Origin of the sequence: Burkholderia sp. BCC1972, from assembly GCF_905339605.1 — a bacterium.
GTDB lineage: Bacteria > Pseudomonadota > Gammaproteobacteria > Burkholderiales > Burkholderiaceae > Burkholderia.
The window spans coordinates 231,174-250,307 of record NZ_CAJPGH010000002.1; the positions used below are offsets into that span (position 1 = coordinate 231,174).

The 19,134-nt window shown below is 69.0% G+C and carries 18 protein-coding genes; 12 read left to right on the plus strand and 6 right to left on the minus strand.

Annotated elements, in window-relative coordinates; translation table 11 throughout:
• Positions 1-115: 115 nt before the first annotated feature.
• Together U5798_RS04535 and U5798_RS04540 are read left to right on the plus strand one after the other, a co-directional pair.
• On the plus strand, positions 116-988 hold the full coding sequence (locus U5798_RS04535) for a LysR family transcriptional regulator (RefSeq protein ID WP_322081337.1): 873 nt from the start codon (positions 116-118) through the stop codon (positions 986-988).
• Positions 989-1,031: 43 nt separating this feature from the next.
• Positions 1,032-1,352, plus strand: a complete 321-nt coding sequence (locus tag U5798_RS04540) for a hypothetical protein (protein WP_124449764.1) — start codon at positions 1,032-1,034, stop codon at positions 1,350-1,352.
• A 31-nt stretch (positions 1,353-1,383) separates the two neighbouring features.
• Here U5798_RS04540 and U5798_RS04545 read toward each other — a convergent pair whose 3' ends face one another.
• Complete coding sequence (locus U5798_RS04545) at positions 1,384-2,286, minus strand: LysR family transcriptional regulator (protein WP_124449765.1); 903 nt, start codon at positions 2,284-2,286, stop codon at positions 1,384-1,386.
• A gap of 98 nt (positions 2,287-2,384) precedes the next feature.
• On the opposite strand from U5798_RS04545, the gene U5798_RS04550 reads away from it, so the two are divergent.
• Complete coding sequence (locus U5798_RS04550) at positions 2,385-3,368, plus strand: NAD-dependent epimerase/dehydratase family protein (RefSeq protein ID WP_322081338.1); 984 nt, start codon at positions 2,385-2,387, stop codon at positions 3,366-3,368.
• Positions 3,369-3,719: 351 nt separating this feature from the next.
• Here U5798_RS04550 and U5798_RS04555 read toward each other — a convergent pair whose 3' ends face one another.
• From U5798_RS04555 to U5798_RS04575, 5 genes are all read right to left on the minus strand, one after another.
• The gene (locus tag U5798_RS04555) at positions 3,720-4,421 is read right to left on the minus strand and encodes a DUF2848 domain-containing protein (protein ID WP_322081339.1); all 702 of its coding nucleotides are present in this window, start codon (positions 4,419-4,421) and stop codon (positions 3,720-3,722) included.
• A 49-nt stretch (positions 4,422-4,470) separates the two neighbouring features.
• Positions 4,471-5,790 (minus strand): MFS transporter, encoded by a 1,320-nt coding sequence (locus tag U5798_RS04560; protein WP_124449771.1) that lies wholly within the window; start codon positions 5,788-5,790, stop codon positions 4,471-4,473.
• A gap of 91 nt (positions 5,791-5,881) precedes the next feature.
• On the minus strand, positions 5,882-6,571 hold the full coding sequence (locus U5798_RS04565) for a DUF4286 family protein (RefSeq protein ID WP_322081340.1): 690 nt from the start codon (positions 6,569-6,571) through the stop codon (positions 5,882-5,884).
• A 99-nt stretch (positions 6,572-6,670) separates the two neighbouring features.
• Positions 6,671-7,708 carry a LysR family transcriptional regulator gene (locus U5798_RS04570; protein WP_322081341.1) on the minus strand — a complete coding sequence of 346 codons (1,038 nt, stop codon included), beginning with the start codon at positions 7,706-7,708 and terminating at the stop codon, positions 6,671-6,673.
• 236 nt (positions 7,709-7,944) lie between these two features.
• On the minus strand, positions 7,945-8,736 hold the full coding sequence (locus U5798_RS04575; RefSeq protein WP_322081342.1) for an SDR family oxidoreductase: 792 nt from the start codon (positions 8,734-8,736) through the stop codon (positions 7,945-7,947).
• Between the two features lie 402 nt (positions 8,737-9,138).
• On the opposite strand from U5798_RS04575, the gene U5798_RS04580 reads away from it, so the two are divergent.
• The 9 genes from U5798_RS04580 to U5798_RS04620 all read left to right on the plus strand — a co-directional run bounded on the left by U5798_RS04580 (position 9,139) and on the right by U5798_RS04620 (position 19,023).
• On the plus strand, positions 9,139-10,020 hold the full coding sequence (locus tag U5798_RS04580) for a neutral zinc metallopeptidase (RefSeq protein ID WP_124449779.1): 882 nt from the start codon (positions 9,139-9,141) through the stop codon (positions 10,018-10,020).
• A gap of 163 nt (positions 10,021-10,183) precedes the next feature.
• Positions 10,184-10,912, plus strand: coding sequence for a helix-turn-helix transcriptional regulator (locus U5798_RS04585; RefSeq protein ID WP_322081343.1), 729 nt, complete (start codon positions 10,184-10,186; stop codon positions 10,910-10,912).
• Between the two features lie 79 nt (positions 10,913-10,991).
• A complete protein-coding gene (locus U5798_RS04590; protein ID WP_124449783.1) occupies positions 10,992-11,189 on the plus strand; it encodes a hypothetical protein in 198 nt (65 codons plus the stop codon).
• A 218-nt stretch (positions 11,190-11,407) separates the two neighbouring features.
• Positions 11,408-12,910 carry an aldehyde dehydrogenase family protein gene (locus U5798_RS04595; protein WP_322081344.1) on the plus strand — a complete coding sequence of 501 codons (1,503 nt, stop codon included), beginning with the start codon at positions 11,408-11,410 and terminating at the stop codon, positions 12,908-12,910.
• 63 nt (positions 12,911-12,973) lie between these two features.
• Positions 12,974-14,314: an aspartate aminotransferase family protein gene (locus U5798_RS04600; RefSeq protein WP_322081345.1), complete on the plus strand. Its 1,341-nt coding sequence runs from the start codon at positions 12,974-12,976 to the stop codon at positions 14,312-14,314.
• Positions 14,315-14,552: 238 nt separating this feature from the next.
• Positions 14,553-16,055: an APC family permease gene (locus U5798_RS04605; protein WP_322081346.1), complete on the plus strand. Its 1,503-nt coding sequence runs from the start codon at positions 14,553-14,555 to the stop codon at positions 16,053-16,055.
• The gene (locus U5798_RS04610; RefSeq protein ID WP_124449791.1) at positions 16,052-16,639 is read left to right on the plus strand and encodes a DUF3156 family protein; all 588 of its coding nucleotides are present in this window, start codon (positions 16,052-16,054) and stop codon (positions 16,637-16,639) included. The genes U5798_RS04605 and U5798_RS04610 overlap by 4 nt, the downstream gene beginning before the upstream one ends.
• 70 nt (positions 16,640-16,709) lie before the next feature.
• On the plus strand, positions 16,710-17,648 hold the full coding sequence (locus U5798_RS04615) for a helix-turn-helix domain-containing protein (RefSeq protein WP_124449793.1): 939 nt from the start codon (positions 16,710-16,712) through the stop codon (positions 17,646-17,648).
• A gap of 166 nt (positions 17,649-17,814) precedes the next feature.
• Positions 17,815-19,023 carry a porin gene (locus U5798_RS04620; RefSeq protein ID WP_322081347.1) on the plus strand — a complete coding sequence of 403 codons (1,209 nt, stop codon included), beginning with the start codon at positions 17,815-17,817 and terminating at the stop codon, positions 19,021-19,023.
• Positions 19,024-19,134 lie beyond the last annotated feature (111 nt).

A 19,134-nucleotide genomic window follows, 5' to 3' on the forward strand; every position in this document is an offset into this window, starting at 1 on the left:
TGTGCAGGCGACGCACGCAGGCCGTTGACCCCGTATTCTGGCGATGGCCTATGGTTCGGAAAAGCGGGAAAGAGTGGTAGCATCCATCGGGTTATTCGATGGATAGGAGATGGCGATGCGCGGTTTCGACCTGGACCAGTTGCGCACGTTCGCGGCGGTCGCCGACGCCGGCAGCCTGTCGGCAGCCGCGCCGCTGCTGCACCTGTCGCAGTCGACGGTCAGCGAGCAGGTGCGCAAGCTCGAGTCACGTGCCGGCGTGCCGCTGTTCGTGCGCAGCAAGCGCGGTGTCGAGCCGACGCCGGCCGGCACGCGGCTGCTGCATCACGCGCGGCGTATCGTGGCACTGAACGAGGCCGCGTTCGACGAGCTGCGCGGGCAGGCGATCAAGGGCGAGCTGCGCGTCGCGATCACCGATTACTACCGCACGAATGAAGTGGCGGGGATGCTGGCGCGGCTGCGGGAGTGCTACCCGCAGTTGAGCCTGCACGTGAGCGCGATGAAGAGCGTGGACATCGAGGCGGCGCACGCGCGGGGGCAGATCGATCTCGGCGTCGTGATGAACATGTCGAGCGGGCCGTTCCGGCCTGCGTCGGCCGATACGCGCTGGGTGTTGCGTCGCGAGCCGCTGTCGTGGGTCGCATCGCCCGCGCTCGCCGAGCAGTTGCCCGAGCCGCTGCCGCTCGTGCTGCTGCCGGACGACTGCATGATGCATCAGGTCGCCGTGCGCTCGCTCGACGAGCAGCGCACACAGTACGTGCTCGTGCACAGCGCGTCGGGCGTCGCGGGGCTGCAGTCGATGCTCGCGGCGGGGCTCGGGGTCGGCTGCCTGTGCGCGTCGGCGATTGGCGACGGCCTGATGCGGCTCGGCACGAAATACCGGTTGCCGCCGTTGCCCGACGCGGTGTTTTCGCTGACGCCGCCGATGCCGGGCGAGCGCGAGACCGTCACCCAGGCGCGCGAGGTGCTGTCGCGCCAGTTGCTGATGTAAAACCAGGCCGTGCGACACGCGGCGGCGCGTTCGAGAGGCGTGCATGAACGACGAACTGAAGAACCAGATGGCGGCGAAGCTGCAGGACGCGCTGGAACGCGTGGTCGACGAGCGTTCGCTGATCTACTTCCTGCGCGTGCTCGGCCATGACTGGCACAAGGAGCGGCAGCTCGAGGCCGACGTGCCGCCGTCGCCGTACGCGCGCGCCGCGTTCGGCTGGGAAAACCGCTCGATCGGCGAGTATCTGGAGGCGATGGTCGACTGGGCCGAGGCGTCGGAGGAGGGGCTGCGTTTCTACGAGGTGCCCGACAATCCGTGGCGGCGCATCGCGGACATCCTGTTCGCCGGGAAAAGCTACGAGTAGCGACGCGCGGGCGCTTTATGAGCGCGGCGGCCTACTCGGCAACTTCCCCTTCCGCATATGCACGCAACCCGTTGGCCAGCGCATCGAACACGGCGCGGCAGCGCGGGTTCGTCCGCAAATCCTCATGCATCACGACCCAGGTTTCCAGCTTCATCGCGAGTTCGTCCGGCAGCACGCGCACGATTCGCGCATCGCGTTTCGCGAGCGCCGACTGGCAGAAGCCGATGCCGTAGCCGGCGCGGATCATCGCGAGTTGCGCGAGGTTGCTGTCGGTGCGCAGCGCAAACGCTTCGCGCTTCCATAACGGCATCCCGCGCCCCGCCGAGCGGATGAACGGCGTGACCGTATCGAAGCCGATCAGCGCGTGATGCGCGAGTGCGTCGGTCGTCGCGGGCGCCCCGTGGTGCGCGAGATAGTCGTCGCGGGCATACAGCCCGACCTCGATTTCGCCGACGCGCCGCGCGACGAGCGCGTCCTGCGCGGGCGGCGCCATCCGGACCGCGATGTCGGCCTCGCGCTTCAGCACATCCTGGATGCGGTCAGTCGGCACCAGCTCGATGACGAGCCCCGGATGGTCGCGCCGCAACTGCGCGAGCATCGGCGGCAGCACCTCGACGGCGATCACGTCGCTTGCGGAGATCCGCACGATGCCGCGCACGCCCGCGCCGTGGCTCGCGGCCGCACGCTCGAACGCGGCGGCCGCGCTGCGCAGCGCTTCCGCGTGGCCGCGCAGCGCAAGCGCCGCCTCGGTCGGCAGCAAGCCCGACGGCGAGCGCGTGAACAGCGTCTGGCCGAACGCGGCTTCGAGCGCCGCGACGTGGCGGCCGGCGGTGGGCTGCGTAATGCCGAGCGCGCGCGCCGCGCCGGACAGCGAGCCTTCCGTCAGCACGGCGAGGAAGGTCCGGTAGCGTTCCCAGTTCAGGTCGATGGTCATACATAAATGTATAGCTGATCATCCAGGTTAGGTAATTTATTGTTGGCCGCCGGCGCGCGAGAATGCGTCTCACGATGAATCATTCAAGGAGAGCAGCGATGACGACGAATGCAGGCGGGACGCAACGGCAGGCACTCGTGCTCGGCGCGAGCGGCGGGATTGGCGGGGAAGTCGCACGGCAGTTGCGCGATGCGGGCTGGCAGGTGCGCGCGCTCAAGCGCGGGCTCGATGCCGAGGTCGTGGAGCGCGACGGCATCGCGTGGATGCGCGGCGACGCGCTGGATCGCGAGGCGGTGATCCGCGCTGCACGCGGCTGCAGCGTGATCGTGCATGCGGTGAATCCGCCCGGATACCGGAACTGGGCGCAGCAGGTGCTGCCGATGATCGACAACACGATCGCGGCGGCGAAGGCGGAGCGGGCCACCGTCGTGCTGCCGGGCACCGTCTACAACTACGGCGCCGACGCGTTTCCGGTGCTGGTCGAAGATGCGCCGCAGCATCCGTCGACGCGCAAGGGCGCGATCCGCGTCGAGCTGGAGTGCCGGCTGCAGGACGCGGCCGGGCAGGGCGTTCGCACGATCATCGTGCGTGCCGGCGATTTCTTCGGGCCGAAGCTCACCGGCAACAGCTGGTTTGCGGCGGGGTTGGTCAAGGCCGGGCGGCCGGTTGCTGCCATCAGCGTGCCGGGGCGGGACGGCATCGGGCATCAATGGTCGTACGTGCCGGACGCCGCGCGCGCGATGGTCGAACTGATCGAGCGGCGCGACACGCTGGAACCGTTCGCGCGCTTTCACCTCGGCGGGCATTGGGACGAGGATGGCTCGCAGATGGCGGAGGCCGTGCGCCGCGTCGCGCAGCGGCACGGGCTGCGGCCGACGGTGCGCAAGTTCCCCTGGTGGTTCGTGTGGGCCGCGGCGCCGTTCGTCACGACGCTGCGCGAATTGCTCGAGATGCGCTACCTGTGGCGCGAGCCGATCCGGCTCGACAACACGCGCGTGACCGCGGTGCTCGGCCGCGAGCCGGTGACGCCGCTCGATACGGCGGTGGAAGCGACGTTGGCGGGGCTGGGGTGTCTCAAATGAGCCGCGGCCGGTAGCACGAGTTGCACCCGGGCACCGAAACGCGTCACGGCGAACCACTGCACTCGCGGAACAACAATTCTCCACATACCCGCACGCGTCCGGTGCGCATCATGTCGGTCAATGCCGAGACGGCGGAAACGGGGGCGCGATGGGGTATTTCGGATGGAAAGTGTCGGTTGCGGGGGCAATCATGTTCACGTTGAGCGGGTGCACCAACCTGGCCGGCGTGCTGTACTGCGGCAACTCGCAATTCAATTTTCCGGATTACCACTGCTTCGAATCGTACCGGTAGAACAGGCGCGCCGACCGAACGCCGCCGCGCCCGCGTCCCATGCGGTTTCCCGCTGCCCGTTACGCCACGACCGGCAGCACCTCGACCACATACCGGTGCCGCAGGCTGCGCCCGAGCACCGGATCGTGCAGTTCCATTTCGAACGCGTCACCGTCGCCCATCGCCGCGATTGCGCCATGCACGGCGACCGTGCCGCCATACATCGCGCAGCGCGCGGGCATCGTGCGGCGGTCGTCGAAACGCTGGCACAGCACCTCGGGCACAAGCAGGCCGCTGACCGCGCCGTGCTGATATGCCGTCCGTTCGCCAGAGCGCGAAATCAGCCAAGAACGCATCTCGATCGCATCCCAGTGATCCGCTACTTCCGCGTAAAGCCACGCGTCGCGGCCGAGCGGCTTCGCGCATACCTGCTTCGACACTGCGACGCCATACGCCTCGACTTCACGATCCGTATGATCGGAGCCGACGGTCACGAGCGTGCCGGCCGGGCTGTCGACCAGCACGCATTCGATTTCGCCGCCCGAGCGCGCACCGAGCACGCCGATCGACGGCGCCTGCGTGAGCAGCGCGGACGACACGCGGTAGAAGCACGGCGTGGTCGACGGCGGCGCGACGCCGAGTGCCGCGAGTTCGTCGATATGCGCCTGGATCGCTGCCGGGTCGCGGCCGGCCCAGCCGGCAATCACGACGCGCTGGATGTCGACGTCGACGGCGGTTGGCGCGCCTTGCAGGGAAATCATGTTGAACGACAGGGTTGGCATGCGGAGATCCGTTTGAAGTGCGAAGAAAAGAATCGGCTGGCGGCGACGCTCAATCCTCGAGCGGCCGGTGCGCGGTTTCGCGCGCGACGAGCAGCGCAATCGACGTGACGACGAGCGCGGCGGTGACGTACAGCGACACGGCCGTCGTCGTGCCCGTCTGCCGGAACAGCGCGGCGATCACGAGCGGCGCGAAGCCGCCACCGACGATGCCCGCGAGCGTGTACGCGAGCGACGAGCCGGCATAGCGCACGCGGGTCGGGAACTGCTCGGTCACGAACGCGCCCTGCGGGCCGTACATCACCGCATGGATCACGAGGCCGATCGCAACCGCCGCGACGATCGCACCGGGGCGCGCCGAATCGAGCATCACGAAGAACACAAACGCCCACACGATGCCGGCCATTGCGCCGGCGAGATACACGGGCCGACGGCCGAAGCGGTCCGACAGCGCGCCGAAGAACGGCACCGCGAGCGCGTTGCAGGCCGTGCCGATCATCACGGCCGTCAGCGCGACGGGGCGCGACAGGTGCAGCACGGTCGTCACGTAGGTGAGCGTGAACACGACGATCAGCGCATACAGCACATCCGAGCCGATCCGCGAGCCGCCCGCGATCAGCAGGCGCTTCCAGTGATGCTTCAGCACGTCGGCGACGGGTACTTCGGCGGTCGCGTGCGACTCGGCGAGTTGCTCGAACTGTGGCGTTTCGTCGACGCCGCGTCGCAGCCAGAAACCGAACACGACGAGCAGCGCGCTGGCCGCGAACGGCACGCGCCAGCCCCACGACAGGAAGGTGTCGGACGTGGTCGACAGCGTCACGAGCGCGATGCAGCCGGTGCCGAGCAGCGTGCCGAACGACGGGCCGATCTGCGTCCACGACGCGGACAGGCCGCGCCGGTTCTGGTCGCCATGCTCGACCGACAGCAGCACCGCGCCGGCCCATTCGCCGCCGAGCGCGACGCCCTGCACGAAGCGCAGCGCGACGAGCAGGATCGGGCTCAGGATGCCGGCTTGCGCATAGGTCGGCAGCGCGCCCATCAACGCGGTCGTCACACCCATCAGCACGAGCGTGAGCATCAGCACCGCGCGGCGGCCGATGCGGTCGCCGAGGTTGCCGAACACGAAACCGCCGAGCGGGCGCGACACATAGCCGACCGCATAGGTCGAGAACGCGAGGATCGTGCCGGCCAGCGGATCGACCGACGGGAAGAACAGGTGGTTGAAAACGAGCGCGGCGAGCGTGTTGTAGATCGTGAAGTCGTACCACTCGAGCGACGTGCCGATCATGCTCGCGGTCGCGAGTCGGCTGGTGCGGACGCGGCGGGGCGCGCGGGCGGCGGGCTGGGCGAGAGTGCTCATGGTATCGGGCAGGTCGTGACGGATGACGGGAGTAGGCGCACAGCCGGCGTGCCGGCCGCGTACGGGTGCGGTACGGCGAGCGCAGGCGGGCGGCGTTCAGTGTTCAGGCAGGCAATGCGGCAGCGGCGGCCGGTGCGTCTTCGGCGGCGCGGTGTGCAACCTGCAGCGGTGCAGCGGCGCGCCACAGCAGGTCGAACGTGCGCACGTCGTCGTGCCCGGCGAGCGCGGCGGCCACGCGACGCGTCACGGCGGCGTCGCTGCCTTCGATCAGCACGAGCGCATCGGCAGCCGGGCGGGCGGCCGCATCGGCGCCGATCGGCGCGGACAGGTCGGGTGTGGTGCGGAAGAGCCTTGCGGCGTGGATATGCGGTTCGTGTAGCGCGCCGTCGAAGCGTTCGCGCAGGTGCGGCGCGTCGATGCGGTCCGGCGGCAGCACGAACAGCGCGAGATGCGCGCCTTCGCCGTCGCCGGCCTCGATCGTCAGTTCGCCGACGCGCCGCTGCGTGCCCGTCATGCGTTCGAAGTTCGCGAGCGACCACGCGGTCTGCTGCGTGAACGCGCGCCGGTATGCATCGCCGCGGAACACGTCGAGCGCGTCCGTCACGTACAGCGCGAGGTACTTGCGCGGGCCGCCGTCGGTCGCGCGAAAGCGCCGCGCATGCGTGAAGCCGGGAATCGCGACACGCTCCTGCATGTGCTCGCGGTCGTACCACGCGTTGAAATCGGCTTCGTGCGCGGGGTCGATATCCGTCCAGACGCAAAGCTGGCCGTGCGGAAGGGAAAGGCGGGTCATCGCGGGGTTCCTCGTGACGGGGGTGTCAGGAACCTCAGTTTCCCGAAGCCGGGCTGCGCCCGTCCAACAAGAAAACAAATTCGCGGTGAACAGGTTTTCTTATGAGCGGCGCGAGCGGCGTTTCGCGGCGGGGGCGGCAGGCGGCTCGGCCTTGGTCGTGCGCGTCGCTTTTGCGTGCGTTTTCGTCTTGGTCCGCGGCGCCTTGCGTGCCGGCGTTGCATCGATGCGTTCGGGCGCGGCCGGTTTCGCGTGACCGGCGGCGGCGGCCATCGCGCGTGCGACTTCGCTCGCGAGTTCCGCGATGCGCGCGGCCACCGGCAAACCCTGGCTGCGGTACGTCGCGACGAGCGGCAACGCGGGGAATTCGGGTTCGACGTCGAGCAGTTCGAGCGTGCCTTCGTGCAGCTCGCGCCCGATGATCGCGGGCGGCAGCGCGGCCACGCCGAAGCCGTCGGCGACGAGGCGAATCATCGCGGCGACCGACGTGATGCAGTTGATGCTGGCCGGCCGTTCGACGGCAGCGAACAGCCGCTCGATCGTCGCGTGCGGCCCCGAATGGCGCGAGAAGCTGATGATCGGAAACCCGGCCAGGCGCGCGACGTCGAGCGGCTGGCCGCCGAGCCCGAGGCGCGGGCTCGCGGCCCAGCGCACCGGGAATTCGCACAGCGGCAGGTTCGTGAAGTCGGGGCCCGGCACGGGGTCGGTCTGCAGGATCAGGTCGACGCCGTCGGTGCTGAGCAGACGGATCAGGTGCAGCGTCGTGTCGCTCGTGATCTCGACGTCGAGGCGCGGATAGCGCTCGCGCAGTTGCGCCATCAGCGCCGGGAACCAGCTGTGCACGATCGATTCGATCACGCCGATCCGGATCAGGCCCGCGTCGCTCGCCGCATCGATGTCGCGACGCATTTCACCGTCGAGCCGCACGATCCGCTCTGCGTACGCGAGCATGCGGCGGCCCGCGGGCGTCAGCGTGGCCGAGCGCGTGTTGCGGTCGAACAGGCGCACGTCGAACGCTTCCTCGAGCGAGGCGATGCGGCTCGATACGGCGGCTTGCGTCGTGTGCAGCTTTTCGGCCGTGAGCCGGAAGTTTTCCAGCTTCGCGAGCCAGACGAAGGTTTCAAGAAACCGGATGTTCATCGATGACCGAACTGTGAGGCGGCGCCGGACGGGGCGGCAGGATCGGTCGATGGTAGCGGATTTTCGGGGCGGGCAACGGGCAGACAAACGGGCAGACAAACGGCGCGTTTGCCGCCGGGCAGACAAACGGGCAGGCGGCGCGGCGCGTTTGCCGCGGCGGGTACGGATGCTCGCGGCGCCGGTGCCGGCGCACTTGCCCGCTACGACGTGCCGCGCGGGCGGTGCGCCGCTCCGTGTCAAAGCGCGTCGAACGCGAGCGTCGGCACGTCGACGACCATCGCGCCGCCGTCGGCAACGAGCGTCGCTCCGGTGATGAAGGACGCGTCCGGCGACGCGAGGAACGCGCAGACGGCCGCGATTTCGTCCGGCTCGGCCGCGCGGCGCAGCGGCACGTCGGCGCTCACGCGCGCATACGCGCCGTCGAGCGAGTCGCCGTGCGCGGCCATCAGCGGTTCCATTTCCGCGTCGGCCATCGGCGTGCGGACCCAGCCGGGGCATACGGCGTTCGCGCGCACACCGTGCGGCCCGTAGTCGCGTGCCAGCGACCGCGCGAGCCCGAGCAGCGCATGCTTGCCGACCGTGTAGCCGCATACGCCTGGTCCGGCCGCGAGCGCGGCGATCGACGCGACCAGCACGATGCTGCCACGCTGCGTGATCAGGTCGGGCAGGCACGCACGCGCGCTGACGAACGCGGTGTCGAGGTTTGCGTGCATCGTGTTGCGCCACTGCGTGTCGTCCGTTTCGTCCGCTCGGCCGACGCCGTGGCCGCCCGCGCACGCGACGAGCGTGTCGACGCGGCCGAAGCGTTCGGCGATGCGTGGCATGAACGCGGCCCAGTCGGCGGTGCTCGCGGCGTCGCCGGCGAGGACGAGGCCGCCCGTCTCGGCGGCCAGCGCGTCGAGCGGCGCCTGACGGCGCCCGATCAGCACGACGCGATCGCCGCGGCTGGCGAAGCGGCGCGCGCATGCGGCGCCGATGCCGGTGCCCGCGCCGGTGATCGCGATCGTGCGAGATTGCGGGTGCGTCATGTCGTTCTCCGGAAAGGTGTCGTTACCGGCCACTTTAGGCGGCGCGGGCGCGCGACGGTATCCGCCGAAAGGATGAACGCGGGTCGTTCGGACGGCCGGCGCGGCCGTGGCCCATTTTGCAAAGGCTGACGATGTCCGGCGCCGAATCGCTCTATCCTCCACATTTTTGGGATAAGTCACGAAAGCCCGGCAAAATAGCGCAGGCGTGCGCGCGCCTCGACGCGCGGCGCGTCGGCCGGCCGATTCCGTCGTGCGAGCGGAGCGGCAGGCGGACGAGATCGGCGCGAGCCTGCGCCCGATATGCGGGCGTCGTGCCCGCCGATGGATCGGGTCGCCGCGGCGTATCGCCCGGTTGCGCGCTGGCGCGGCCGGACCATCGACACGAACAGGGAGGGGCCGGCAATGAGGCTGGACGACGAAAGTGAAAGCATGAACGTCGAGGATCGCCGCGGCGCCGGCGGTTTCGGCGGCGGGCGCGGCGCGACGATCGGCATCGGCACGATCGTGGTCGCGCTGGCCGCGTCGTATTTCTTCGGGATCGACCCGCGCGTGGTGCTCGAAGGCGCATCGGCGCTGCAGGGGCGCCAGCAGCAGGCGCAGCCCGCGCCGACGCAGCACCAGGGCGCATCGGCGAACGATCCGGGCGCGGTCTTCACGCGCAAGGTGCTCGGCAATATCGAGCGCACGTGGACGGGCGTGTTCAATACCCAGCTGCATGCGCAGTACCAACCGCCGAAGCTCGTGATGTTCACGAATTCGACGCCGACCGCGTGCGGCACCGGCCAGACCGCGATGGGGCCGTTCTACTGCCCGGGCGACCGCAACGTGTATATCGATCTCGGCTTCTACGACGAACTGCGCAAGCGTTTCGGCGCGGGCGGCGATTTCGCGCAGGCCTACGTGATCGCGCACGAAGTCGGCCATCACGTGCAGAACCTGCTCGGCATTTCCGACAAGGTCGACGCCGCGCGCCGGCGGTCGAGCCAGGCGCGCTCGAACGCGCTGTCGGTGCGGATGGAGTTGCAGGCCGACTGCTTTGCCGGCGTGTGGGCGAACAACGCGCAGCGCGCGAACCAGCGGCTGATGGAGCCGGGCGATTTCGAGCAGGGGCTGAAGGCGGCGGCCGCGATCGGCGACGACCGGCTGCAGCAGCAAGGGCAGGGCTATGTCGTCCCGGAAAGCTTCACGCACGGCACCAGCGACCAGCGCGTGTACTGGCTGCGGCGCGGGATGGAGTCCGGCGAGGTGAGCGCCTGCGACACGTTCGCCGCGAACGCGCGCTGAAAACGGGGCGCGCACCGTCGCGCGCCCGTATCGTCCCGCCCGAACCGGCCACCGCAGCCGGAACGGGACGATTTGCCGATTCGTGCTCACCCGTGCTTTTCGGCGCCGGTAGGCTGGCCCGGACTTCGCAATTCGATCCGTGCGCCCGCGAGCCGACTCCACCATGCCGACCCCTTCCGTTTCCGCCGACCCGGACGCCGCCGACTGGCAGCGCGCGCTGCGCGCGTGCGTGGACGCGTTCGATGCGTTCGCGAGCCCGTCCGCGATCGTTTTCTACCGGCTCGACCAGAGCGGCGAGCCGGCCGATTTCGAGCTGTTCGGGATGCCGGAATCGATGCACCGCACCTATGTCGCGCGCTATCGGATGCTCGATCCGCTGCACCCGTCGCGCTGCGCGGCGGGCGAATGCGCGGTCGTCACGCTCGCATCGCAATTGCCTGACGAAAGGCGCGATGCGTCCGCGTACTGGACCCGCTTTCTGAGGCGGCACGACGTCGCCGACGTCATCGAGATCTGGCTGCGCGATGCGGGCCGGACGGTCGGCGCGTTTTCGCTGCTGCGTTTCGGGACGGGGGACGCGACCGGCAACAGCACGGCAGGGCGGTTCGCGCCCGGCGAAATCGACGCGCTCGCGCGGTTGCAGCCGGTAGCCGAAGCCGCGCTGAGCCCGCTGCTGCGCGCGCGGCGCGGGATCCACCGGATCGGCTGCGAGGAACGGCTCACCTACCGTGAGGAGCAGATCGCGCGTCTCGTGCGCGACGGCCGCTCGAACAAGGAGATCGCACGCGACCTCGCGCTCGGGCAACCGACGATCAAGACCCACCTGATGCGCATGTACCGCAAGCTCGGCGTGTCGAACCGCACCGAACTGGTCGGGGCGCTGTTTCTGTAGTCGTTCTGCGAACGGGCCCGCGACGTCGTGCAGTACCATGCGCGATCGTCGTTTCGATAACAATCAGAGGGCCGGGAACATGGACGTCACGATCATTGCCGCTTCGCTTGTGGTCATCGCGTTGAGCGTTGCGTTACCGATTTTCATCATCAGAACCGTGCGAAGCGGGATCTACGACTCGCTGTACTTCCTGATTCCGCTTGCGCTCGGCGTTTACTGGCTGGACTACCAGGCATACAACTTCCTGGCGTCGATGGCGCACGGTTTCAGAAACTGACGATTCAATGACCGGACCTCCGTCCGGCACCAAAACGACTGCAGCCCGGCCGATCACCCGCATCGCTCGCCAGCATCCCCGCGGATTCGAACCCGCCACCTTCCCCCCACGCGCTGCCAATTTGCGCTCACCGGGCGTGATCCCCCGTCGATACAGTGGTCCGACGCCCGCGTGCCTCACCCGCACGCGGTCCAGCCACGACAATCCTCGAGACGCCCATGAGCAACACGAACTTCGTCGCCGTCAGCGACACCGTGCGCACCTTCGTTGCGCGCGATTTCGGCCTCTTCATCGACGGCGACATGCAGCCCGCGCATGCGGCTGCACGGCTCGACGTGTACGACCCCGCCACGGGCGAGCGGCTCGCCACGGTCGCGGATGCCGACGCACACGACGTCGACCGCGCGGTCGCCAGCGCGAAGCACGCGTTCGACACGCGAGTATGGAGCGGGCTGCGCCCGGCCGACCGCGAACGCATCCTGCTGAAGCTCGCCGACCTGATCGAAGCCGACGCCGAAACGCTCGCGCAGCTCGAAACGCTGAACCAGGGCAAGTCGATCCACGTGTCGCGCGCGATCGAAGTCGGCGCGAGCGTCGAATACGTGCGCTACATGGCCGGCTGGGCGACCAAGATCACCGGCCAGACGCTCGACGTGTCGATCCCGTTCCCGCCCGGCGCGCGCTATACGGCCTATACGCGCAAGGAGCCCGTCGGCGTGGTCGCGGCGATCGTGCCGTGGAATTTCCCGCTGATGATCGCGGTGTGGAAGCTGATTCCCGCGCTCGCGGCCGGCTGCACGATCGTGCTGAAGCCGTCGCCGGAAACGCCGCTCACCGCGCTGCGCCTTGCCGAGCTCGCACGCGAAGCCGGCGTGCCGCCGGGCGTGTTCAACGTCGTCACGGGCGGCCGCATCTGCGGCTCGGCGCTCGCGAGCCACCCGTCGATCGCGAAGATCTCGTTCACGGGCTCGACCGCGACCGGCAAGCTGGTCGGCGCGGCGGCCGTGCAGAACATGACGCGCTTCTCGCTGGAGCTCGGCGGCAAGAACCCGATCGTGATGCTCGACGACGTCGACGTCGCGCAGGCGCTCGACGGTGTCGCCGCCGGCGCGTTCTTCAACCAGGGGCAGGTGTGCGCGGCGGCGTCGCGCATCTATGTGCACCGCAGCAAGTTCGCGCAGCTCGCCGACGGCCTCGCGGGCGTTGCGCAGTCGATGAAGCTCGGCGCGGGCCTCGACACGACCGCGCAGATCAACCCGCTCGTGTCCGCGCACCATCGCGACAAGGTCGTCCAGCACATCGAAGGCGCGCGCCGCGCGGGCCTCACGTTCCTCGCGGGCGGCACGCCGGCCGACGACCTGCCCGGCTACTACGTGAAGCCGGCCGTGATCGCCGATCCGCATCCGGACAGCGCGATCGTACGCGACGAGGTGTTCGGCCCGGTGATCGTCGTCGTGCCGTTCGACGACGCGGCCGATGCCGTGCGTCTCGCGAACGCGTCGCCGTACGGCCTCGCCGCGAGCATCTGGAGCAACGACCTGAAACGCGTGATGAACCTCGTGCCGCAGATCGAGGCCGGCACCGTGTGGGTGAACTGCCATATCCCGCTCGATCCGTCGATGCCGTTCGGCGGCTACAAGCAATCGGGCATCGGCCGCGAATTCGGCCAGTACGCGATCGAAGGCTTCACCGAAACCAAATCCGTCTGCATCGCGCACTGACGCGCGGCGCGACCTCCGAACCCGAACGACCTCGGTTCAAACGATCCGACAGTGGAGACTGCAATGAGCTACAACGAAGCGAAATTCTGGCACCCGATGGTGCACCCTAACGAGATGAAGCAGCGCAAGCCGATCCGCATCGTGCGCGGCGACGGCTGCTACGTGTTCGACGAAGACGGGCGCAAGCTCGTCGACGGCGTCGCGGGCCTGTGGAACGTGAACGTCGGCCACAACCGCCAGGAAGTGAAGGACGCGATCGTGCGCCAGCTCGACGAGCTCGAATACTTCCAGCTGTTCGACGGCATTTCGCATCCGCGCGCGGAAGAACTGTCGAAGAAGGTGATCGACATGCTCGAACCGGAAGGGATGCGCCGCGTGCTGTACAGCTCGGGCGGCTCCGATTCGATCGAGACCGCGCTGAAGATCGCGCGCCAGTACTGGAAGGTGCGCGGCCAAGCCGACCGCACGAAGTTCATCTCGCTGAAACAGGGCTATCACGGCACGCACTTCGGCGGCGCGTCGGTCAACGGCAACACGGTGTTCCGCCGCAACTACGAACCGAACCTGCCCGGCTGCTTCCACGTCGAGACGCCGTGGCTGTACCGCAACCCGTTCACGCAGGACCCCGAAGAACTCGGCCGGATCTGCGCGGAAATGCTGGAGCGCGAGATTCAGTTCCAGAGCCCCGACACCGTCGCCGCGTTCATCGCGGAGCCGATCCAGGGCGCGGGCGGGGTGATCGTGCCGCCGGCCAACTACTGGCCGCTGGTGCGCGAGGTGTGCGACCGCTACGGCGTGCTGCTGATCGCCGACGAAGTCGTGACGGGCTTCGGCCGCAGCGGCAGCATGTTCGGCAGCCGCGGCTGGGGCGTGCGCCCGGACATCATGTGTCTCGCGAAGGGGATCTCGTCGGGCTACGTGCCGCTCGGCGCGACGGTCGTGAACGCGCGGATCGAGGACGCGTTCGCCGCGAACGCCGATTTTGGCGGTGCGATCATGCACGGCTACACGTACGCCGGCCACCCGGTGGCATGCGCGGCCGCGATCGCGAGCCTCGACATCGTCGTGAAGGAGGACCTGCCGGCGAATGCGGCGAAGCAGGGCGCGTATCTGCTCGAAGCGCTGAAGCCGTTCGCGGAACGCTTCGCGGCGGTCGGCGAGGTGCGCGGCAAGGGGCTGATGCTCGCGCTCGACCTCGTCGCGAACAAGGACACGCGCGAGCCGATCGACCCGCTGTCCGGCTACGCGAACGCGGTGGCGGAGGTCGCACGCGAGAACGGCGTGCTGGTGCGCCCGGTCGGCACGAAGATCATCCTGTCGCCGCCGCTCGTGATCCAGCGCGAGCAGCTCGACCGGATCGTCGACGCGCTCGCGGCCGGCTTCGAGGCCGTGCCGTTCGCGTGACGGCGTAGTCGCGTGACGGCCAACCTGCGGCGGAGGACGTGGAGTCGCCGCGGGTTTGCCGATTTGCGCTATGACCGGATTATTTTGCCTGCGTATTTTTTCGACATCGGATCACGACGTGATCGACAGGGGACCGGGGTGCCGCAGCACTGAAGCGCCGCCCCGGGCCGACCGCAAGGCAAGTGGCCCCAGCCGCCGACGAAGCGCCGGTGCAGGCCAGTCAAGGAAGGAGACAACGATGTCGGGATGGTCGGGAGTGACCGGCGCCGCGGGCGATACGTCCGCAGGCTCGCCGGCGGAAGCGGGCAGTGGCACCGCGCTGAAGGCCGGGGCAGTCGGCTTTCCGACCGCGCTGGCGAGCGCCGTCGGCCTCATCATGGCGAGCCCGGTGATCCTCACCGCGACGTCGGGCTTCGGGATGGGCGGCTGGGCGTTCGCGGTCGCGATGATCATCGCGTTCGTGATGATGCAGGCGCAGGCCACCACGTTCTCCGAAGCCGCCGCGATGCTGCCGACGGCCGGCTCGGTTTACGATTACCTGTCGTGCGGGCTCGGCCGCTTCTGGGCGATCACCGGCACGATCTCCGCGTATTTCCTCGTGCACGTGTTCGCCGGCACGGCGGAAACGATCCTGAGCGGCATCATGGCGCTCGTCAACTTCGAATCGCTGAACGCCGCGTTCGAGAAGCACAACAGCTCGTGGCTCGTCGGCGTCGGCCTCGTGGTGACGTTCGCGATCACCAACATCATCGGCATCAAGGTGTTCAGCAAGCTCGAGATCGTGCTGACGGCCGGCATGTGGCTGTCGCTGATGATCTTCGGGATCCTCGGGCTCGCGGCCGCGCCGGCCGTGCATCTCGACGGCTGGTTCGGCGGCTCGGAAGTCGGCACGTCGGTGCCGGCCGTGCTGTCGCTCGTCGGGATGGCGATGTTCATGTTCGTCGGCTGCGAATTCGTCACGCCGCTCGCGCCGGAAATGAAGGCGCCGGGCAGGACGATCCCGCGCGCGATGGCGCTCGGCCTCGTCGGCGTCGCGATCTGCATGTTCCTGTACGGCGCGGCGATCCGCCGCCAGGTCGCGAACGTGCCGGTGAGCGCCGACGGCCTCACGCACCTGCTCGACACGCCGGGCGCGATTCCGGCGTTCGCGCTGCAGGTGCTCGGGCCCTTCGGCCGCATCTGGTTCGGCATCGCGTTCCTGTGCGCGGGCGCCGCGACGATCAACACGCTGATGGCCGGGCTGCCGCGCATCCTGTACGGGATGGCGATCGACGGCGCGCTGCCGCGCTGCTTCGCGTACCTGCATCCGCGCTTCAAGACGCCGGTGGTCGGCATCGTGGCGTCGGCGATCGTGCCGATCTTCCATGCGTGGCTGATCAACGGCAATCTCGACAGCATCCTGCACCTCGTGCTTGCCGCGACCTGCGCATGGGGCACCGCGTACCTGCTCGTCACCGCGTCGGTCGTGATGCTGCGCATCCGCCGCCCGGACCTGCCGCGCCCGTACCGGTCGCCGCTGTTCCCGCTGCCGCAGATCGTGTCGAGCGTCGGCATCGTGCTCGCGATCTGGTACATCACGCCGCCCGGCATGAATCCGCGCGACATCTACGTGCCGTTCGGCGCGATGCTCGGGCTCACCGCGCTGTATGCGCTGTTCTGGACGCTCGTCGTGCAGCGCCGGCATCCGTTCAAGCCGGTGCCGGTCGAGGACGTGCTGCGCAACGAGCACATCGCGTCGTGAGGGCCGTACTCGCCCGCTGGCGCACGGCGCCCGACGCACCGCCGCCCGGTCATCGGCCCGGCGCGATCGCCGCGCGCGTGCTGGCCGATCTGCAGGCCGTGCGTGATGCCGACGGTGCGTTCGGCGCCACGGCCCGGCTGCCGAACGGCGTGCGCGTAAGCGTCGACGAGCGTGTCGAGCGCCAGTTCCTGATGCATACGGTCAGCGTGAAGGTGGCGGCGACCGCCGGCGGCCCGGCCGCGCAGGGGAGCGCCCGCGTGCGGCAGACCGGCTGGCTGCGCAGCACGGGAATCGATGGTGTGCCCGCATCCGGATGCGACCCCGTATTCATTGAAACGCTGGCCGCGCTGATTGCCGGGCCGTCGCTGGCCGGCGCGTTGCGGCCGCTGCATCTGGCCGACTGCACGATCGACGCGCGCGACGGCCGCTGGACGCTCGCGATCGTGCCGTTCGGCGGCAGCGAAGTGGTGAACCGGATGCCGTCGTTTCGCCGCTACGTCCGCCTGACCGGCGAGCAGGCCGCCGCGCTGTCGGCGGCGCTGCTTGCGTTCGAAACCGCACTACACGGGATTTTGCGAGGGTAAGCTGTGGCGTTGCGTGCCGTGCGAACCCGGCGGCCGCATCCAGGACCCAAGGGTTTTACCGGAGATGCCGATGCTGTTCCAGTCACGCTCACACGAAGACGTGCACGATCACGGGCTCGCGATCGCGGGCTGGCATCAGGTCTACCGCCAGATGACGCCCGGCCGCTTCAAGGGCACCGTCACGCAGGTGCTGTACGACGATTTCCATTTCTTCCGCGAGACGACCAACCGGCGTGTCGCGCAAACCGGGCTCGCGCCGGCCGGGCGCACGTCGCTCGCGGTGCCGCTGTCGGTGCCGCTCGCGGGCACCTTCCAGGGCCAGCCGGTCGACGGCTATGCGCTGCTCGCGCTGCGCGCCGGCGAGGATTTCGAATTCCACACACCGGAAGGGATGGGGCTCGTCGGGATCAGCGCGGCGTCCGACATGGTCGACGAGCTGTGCGAGGCCGAATTCGGCGCGGCCGGCGCGCGCAAGCTGCGGCATGTGACGCGGCTGTCCGACGAGCAAGGCGTCGCGCTCGGCGTGCGGCTGTCGTCGCTGATCGACGACGCGCAGCGCAATCCGGGCCACCTCGAATACGCGGCCACCCGCAAGGTGTTCCGCGACGCGATGCTCGGCATGTTCCTCGACGCGCTCGAACAGGGCATCGGCGTCGAGCGCCGCGACATCACGCACGCCACCTACAGCGACATCGTGAGCCGCTGCGAGAAGCATCTGCGCGACCGGCCCGAAGAACCCGTCACCGTGCTCGAACTGTGCCGCGCGCTGCGCTGCAGCCGCCGCACACTGCAAACGAGTTTTCAACGCGTGGCCGACGTCACGCCGGTCGGCTACCTGCGCACGATCCGGCTGAACGCGGTGCGCCGCATGCTGCGCACGACGTCGGTGCGGCAGCTCGGCGTCGGCGAGGCTGCCGCGAGCTGGGGCTTCACGCATCTCGGCTATTTCGCGCGCGAGTATCGCGACCTGTTCGGCGAACTGCCTTCCCAGACGACGCGTCCCGAATGACGCACGCACGCCGCGACGGCGCCGCCGGGCAGCGTCGCGGGCAGTGCAACCCACCGTTTGCCGATTTGCGATAGAGGTCCTGAATTTTCGCTGGATAGAGTCCTGTCACCCATATCGACAACGCCATCGATTCGCACTGCGAATCGATGAACACAGAGGGCGGGACATGAAGATCGGACGACGACTGGCCGCAGCCGCGGCGACGCTGGGGTGCATGCACGCCCATGCGCAGACCTCGGGGAGCGTGACGCTGTACGGCACCGTGGACACCGGCATCATCTATTCGACGAACCAGCAGTTCACGCGCGCCGACGGCAGCACGGGCGGCGGCCATGCGTGGCAGATGGGCGGCGGCAACCTCGTGCCGTCGCGCTTCGGCTTCCAGGGCGCCGAGTCGCTCGGCGGCGGGCTCGACGCGGTGTTCACGCTCGAGCAGCAATTCCTGTCCGCGAACGGGCAGGCGCTGCAGGGCGGCACGGCGTTCAGCCGGCAGGCGTGGGTCGGGCTGCGGCGGGACGGCATCGGCACGCTGGGCCTCGGCCGCCAGTACGACTCGTACACGGACATGCTCGGCGCATACGTGTCGAGCAACAACTGGGCAACGCCGTACGGTTCGCATCTCGGCGACGTCGACAACCTGAATGCCGCGTTCAACTTCAACAACGCGGTGAAGTTCACCAGCGCCGATTTCAACGGCCTCACGGTCGGCGGCACGTTCAGCTTCGGCGGGCAGGCCGGCGACTTTTCCGCGAAGCGCGGTTATGCGGTGGCCGCGACGTACACGCGCGCGCCGGTGGCATTCTCGGTCGGCTACCTCGACCTGCACCAGCCGCTCGACGCGGCGCTCGGCGGCGCGAGCGGCTATATCGGCGACTTCGCGTGCAGCAATCCGGGTGCGATGTACTGCCTGCTGCAGGATGCCGGCTCGATGCGCGCGTTCGGTGCAGGCGGCTCGGTCACGCTCGGCGCGGCGACGGTCGCGCTGACCTACACGCATACGCGCCTCGGCGACAGCCGCTATTTCTCGACCGCCGCGCAGCCGCGCACGCAGGCGTTCACGTTCGACATCGGCGAGTTGAACGTCACGTACATGTTCACGCCCGCGCTGCAGGGCGGCGTCGCGTATCTCTTCAACGCCGCGCATACGGACGGGCGCGGCACGACGCGGTTCCACCAGGTGAACGTCGGCACGAACTACAGCCTGTCGAAGCGCACGGCGCTGTACGCGGTCGCGATCGGTCAGATCGCGAGCGGCACGGGCCTCGGCACCGACGCGAACGGCAATGCGGTGAACTACGCGCAGATTCCGGTGCTCGCGAACAGCAACTCGAGCCGGCAGCTCGCGGTGATGGCCGGGATTCGCGTGAACTTCTGATCCGGCCGGGAAGGTCCGGCCGGAGGCCGGGGCACCAGGCGGGGCGGGGCAGGCGGGCACGGCGGCTGCCGTTCCCGCCGTGTGCCATAAATTCTTAACGATCGGCGTGAA

What these genes read in the sequence shown, in the direction of transcription:
- U5798_RS04535 (WP_322081337.1), top strand. Translation starts at nt 116, where the DNA reads ATGCGCGGTTTCGACCTGGACCAGTTGCGCACGTTCGCGGCGGTCGCC.
- U5798_RS04540 (WP_124449764.1), top strand. Translation starts at nt 1,032, where the DNA reads ATGAACGACGAACTGAAGAACCAGATGGCGGCGAAGCTGCAGGACGCG.
- U5798_RS04545 (WP_124449765.1), bottom strand. Translation starts at nt 2,286, where the DNA reads ATGACCATCGACCTGAACTGGGAACGCTACCGGACCTTCCTCGCCGTG.
- U5798_RS04550 (WP_322081338.1), top strand. Translation starts at nt 2,385, where the DNA reads ATGACGACGAATGCAGGCGGGACGCAACGGCAGGCACTCGTGCTCGGC.
- U5798_RS04555 (WP_322081339.1), bottom strand. Translation starts at nt 4,421, where the DNA reads ATGCCAACCCTGTCGTTCAACATGATTTCCCTGCAAGGCGCGCCAACC.
- U5798_RS04565 (WP_322081340.1), bottom strand. Translation starts at nt 6,571, where the DNA reads ATGACCCGCCTTTCCCTTCCGCACGGCCAGCTTTGCGTCTGGACGGAT.
- U5798_RS04570 (WP_322081341.1), bottom strand. Translation starts at nt 7,708, where the DNA reads ATGAACATCCGGTTTCTTGAAACCTTCGTCTGGCTCGCGAAGCTGGAA.
- U5798_RS04575 (WP_322081342.1), bottom strand. Translation starts at nt 8,736, where the DNA reads ATGACGCACCCGCAATCTCGCACGATCGCGATCACCGGCGCGGGCACC.
- U5798_RS04580 (WP_124449779.1), top strand. Translation starts at nt 9,139, where the DNA reads ATGAGGCTGGACGACGAAAGTGAAAGCATGAACGTCGAGGATCGCCGC.
- U5798_RS04585 (WP_322081343.1), top strand. Translation starts at nt 10,184, where the DNA reads ATGCCGACCCCTTCCGTTTCCGCCGACCCGGACGCCGCCGACTGGCAG.
- U5798_RS04590 (WP_124449783.1), top strand. Translation starts at nt 10,992, where the DNA reads ATGGACGTCACGATCATTGCCGCTTCGCTTGTGGTCATCGCGTTGAGC.
- U5798_RS04595 (WP_322081344.1), top strand. Translation starts at nt 11,408, where the DNA reads ATGAGCAACACGAACTTCGTCGCCGTCAGCGACACCGTGCGCACCTTC.
- U5798_RS04600 (WP_322081345.1), top strand. Translation starts at nt 12,974, where the DNA reads ATGAGCTACAACGAAGCGAAATTCTGGCACCCGATGGTGCACCCTAAC.
- U5798_RS04605 (WP_322081346.1), top strand. Translation starts at nt 14,553, where the DNA reads ATGTCGGGATGGTCGGGAGTGACCGGCGCCGCGGGCGATACGTCCGCA.
- U5798_RS04615 (WP_124449793.1), top strand. Translation starts at nt 16,710, where the DNA reads ATGCTGTTCCAGTCACGCTCACACGAAGACGTGCACGATCACGGGCTC.
- U5798_RS04620 (WP_322081347.1), top strand. Translation starts at nt 17,815, where the DNA reads ATGAAGATCGGACGACGACTGGCCGCAGCCGCGGCGACGCTGGGGTGC.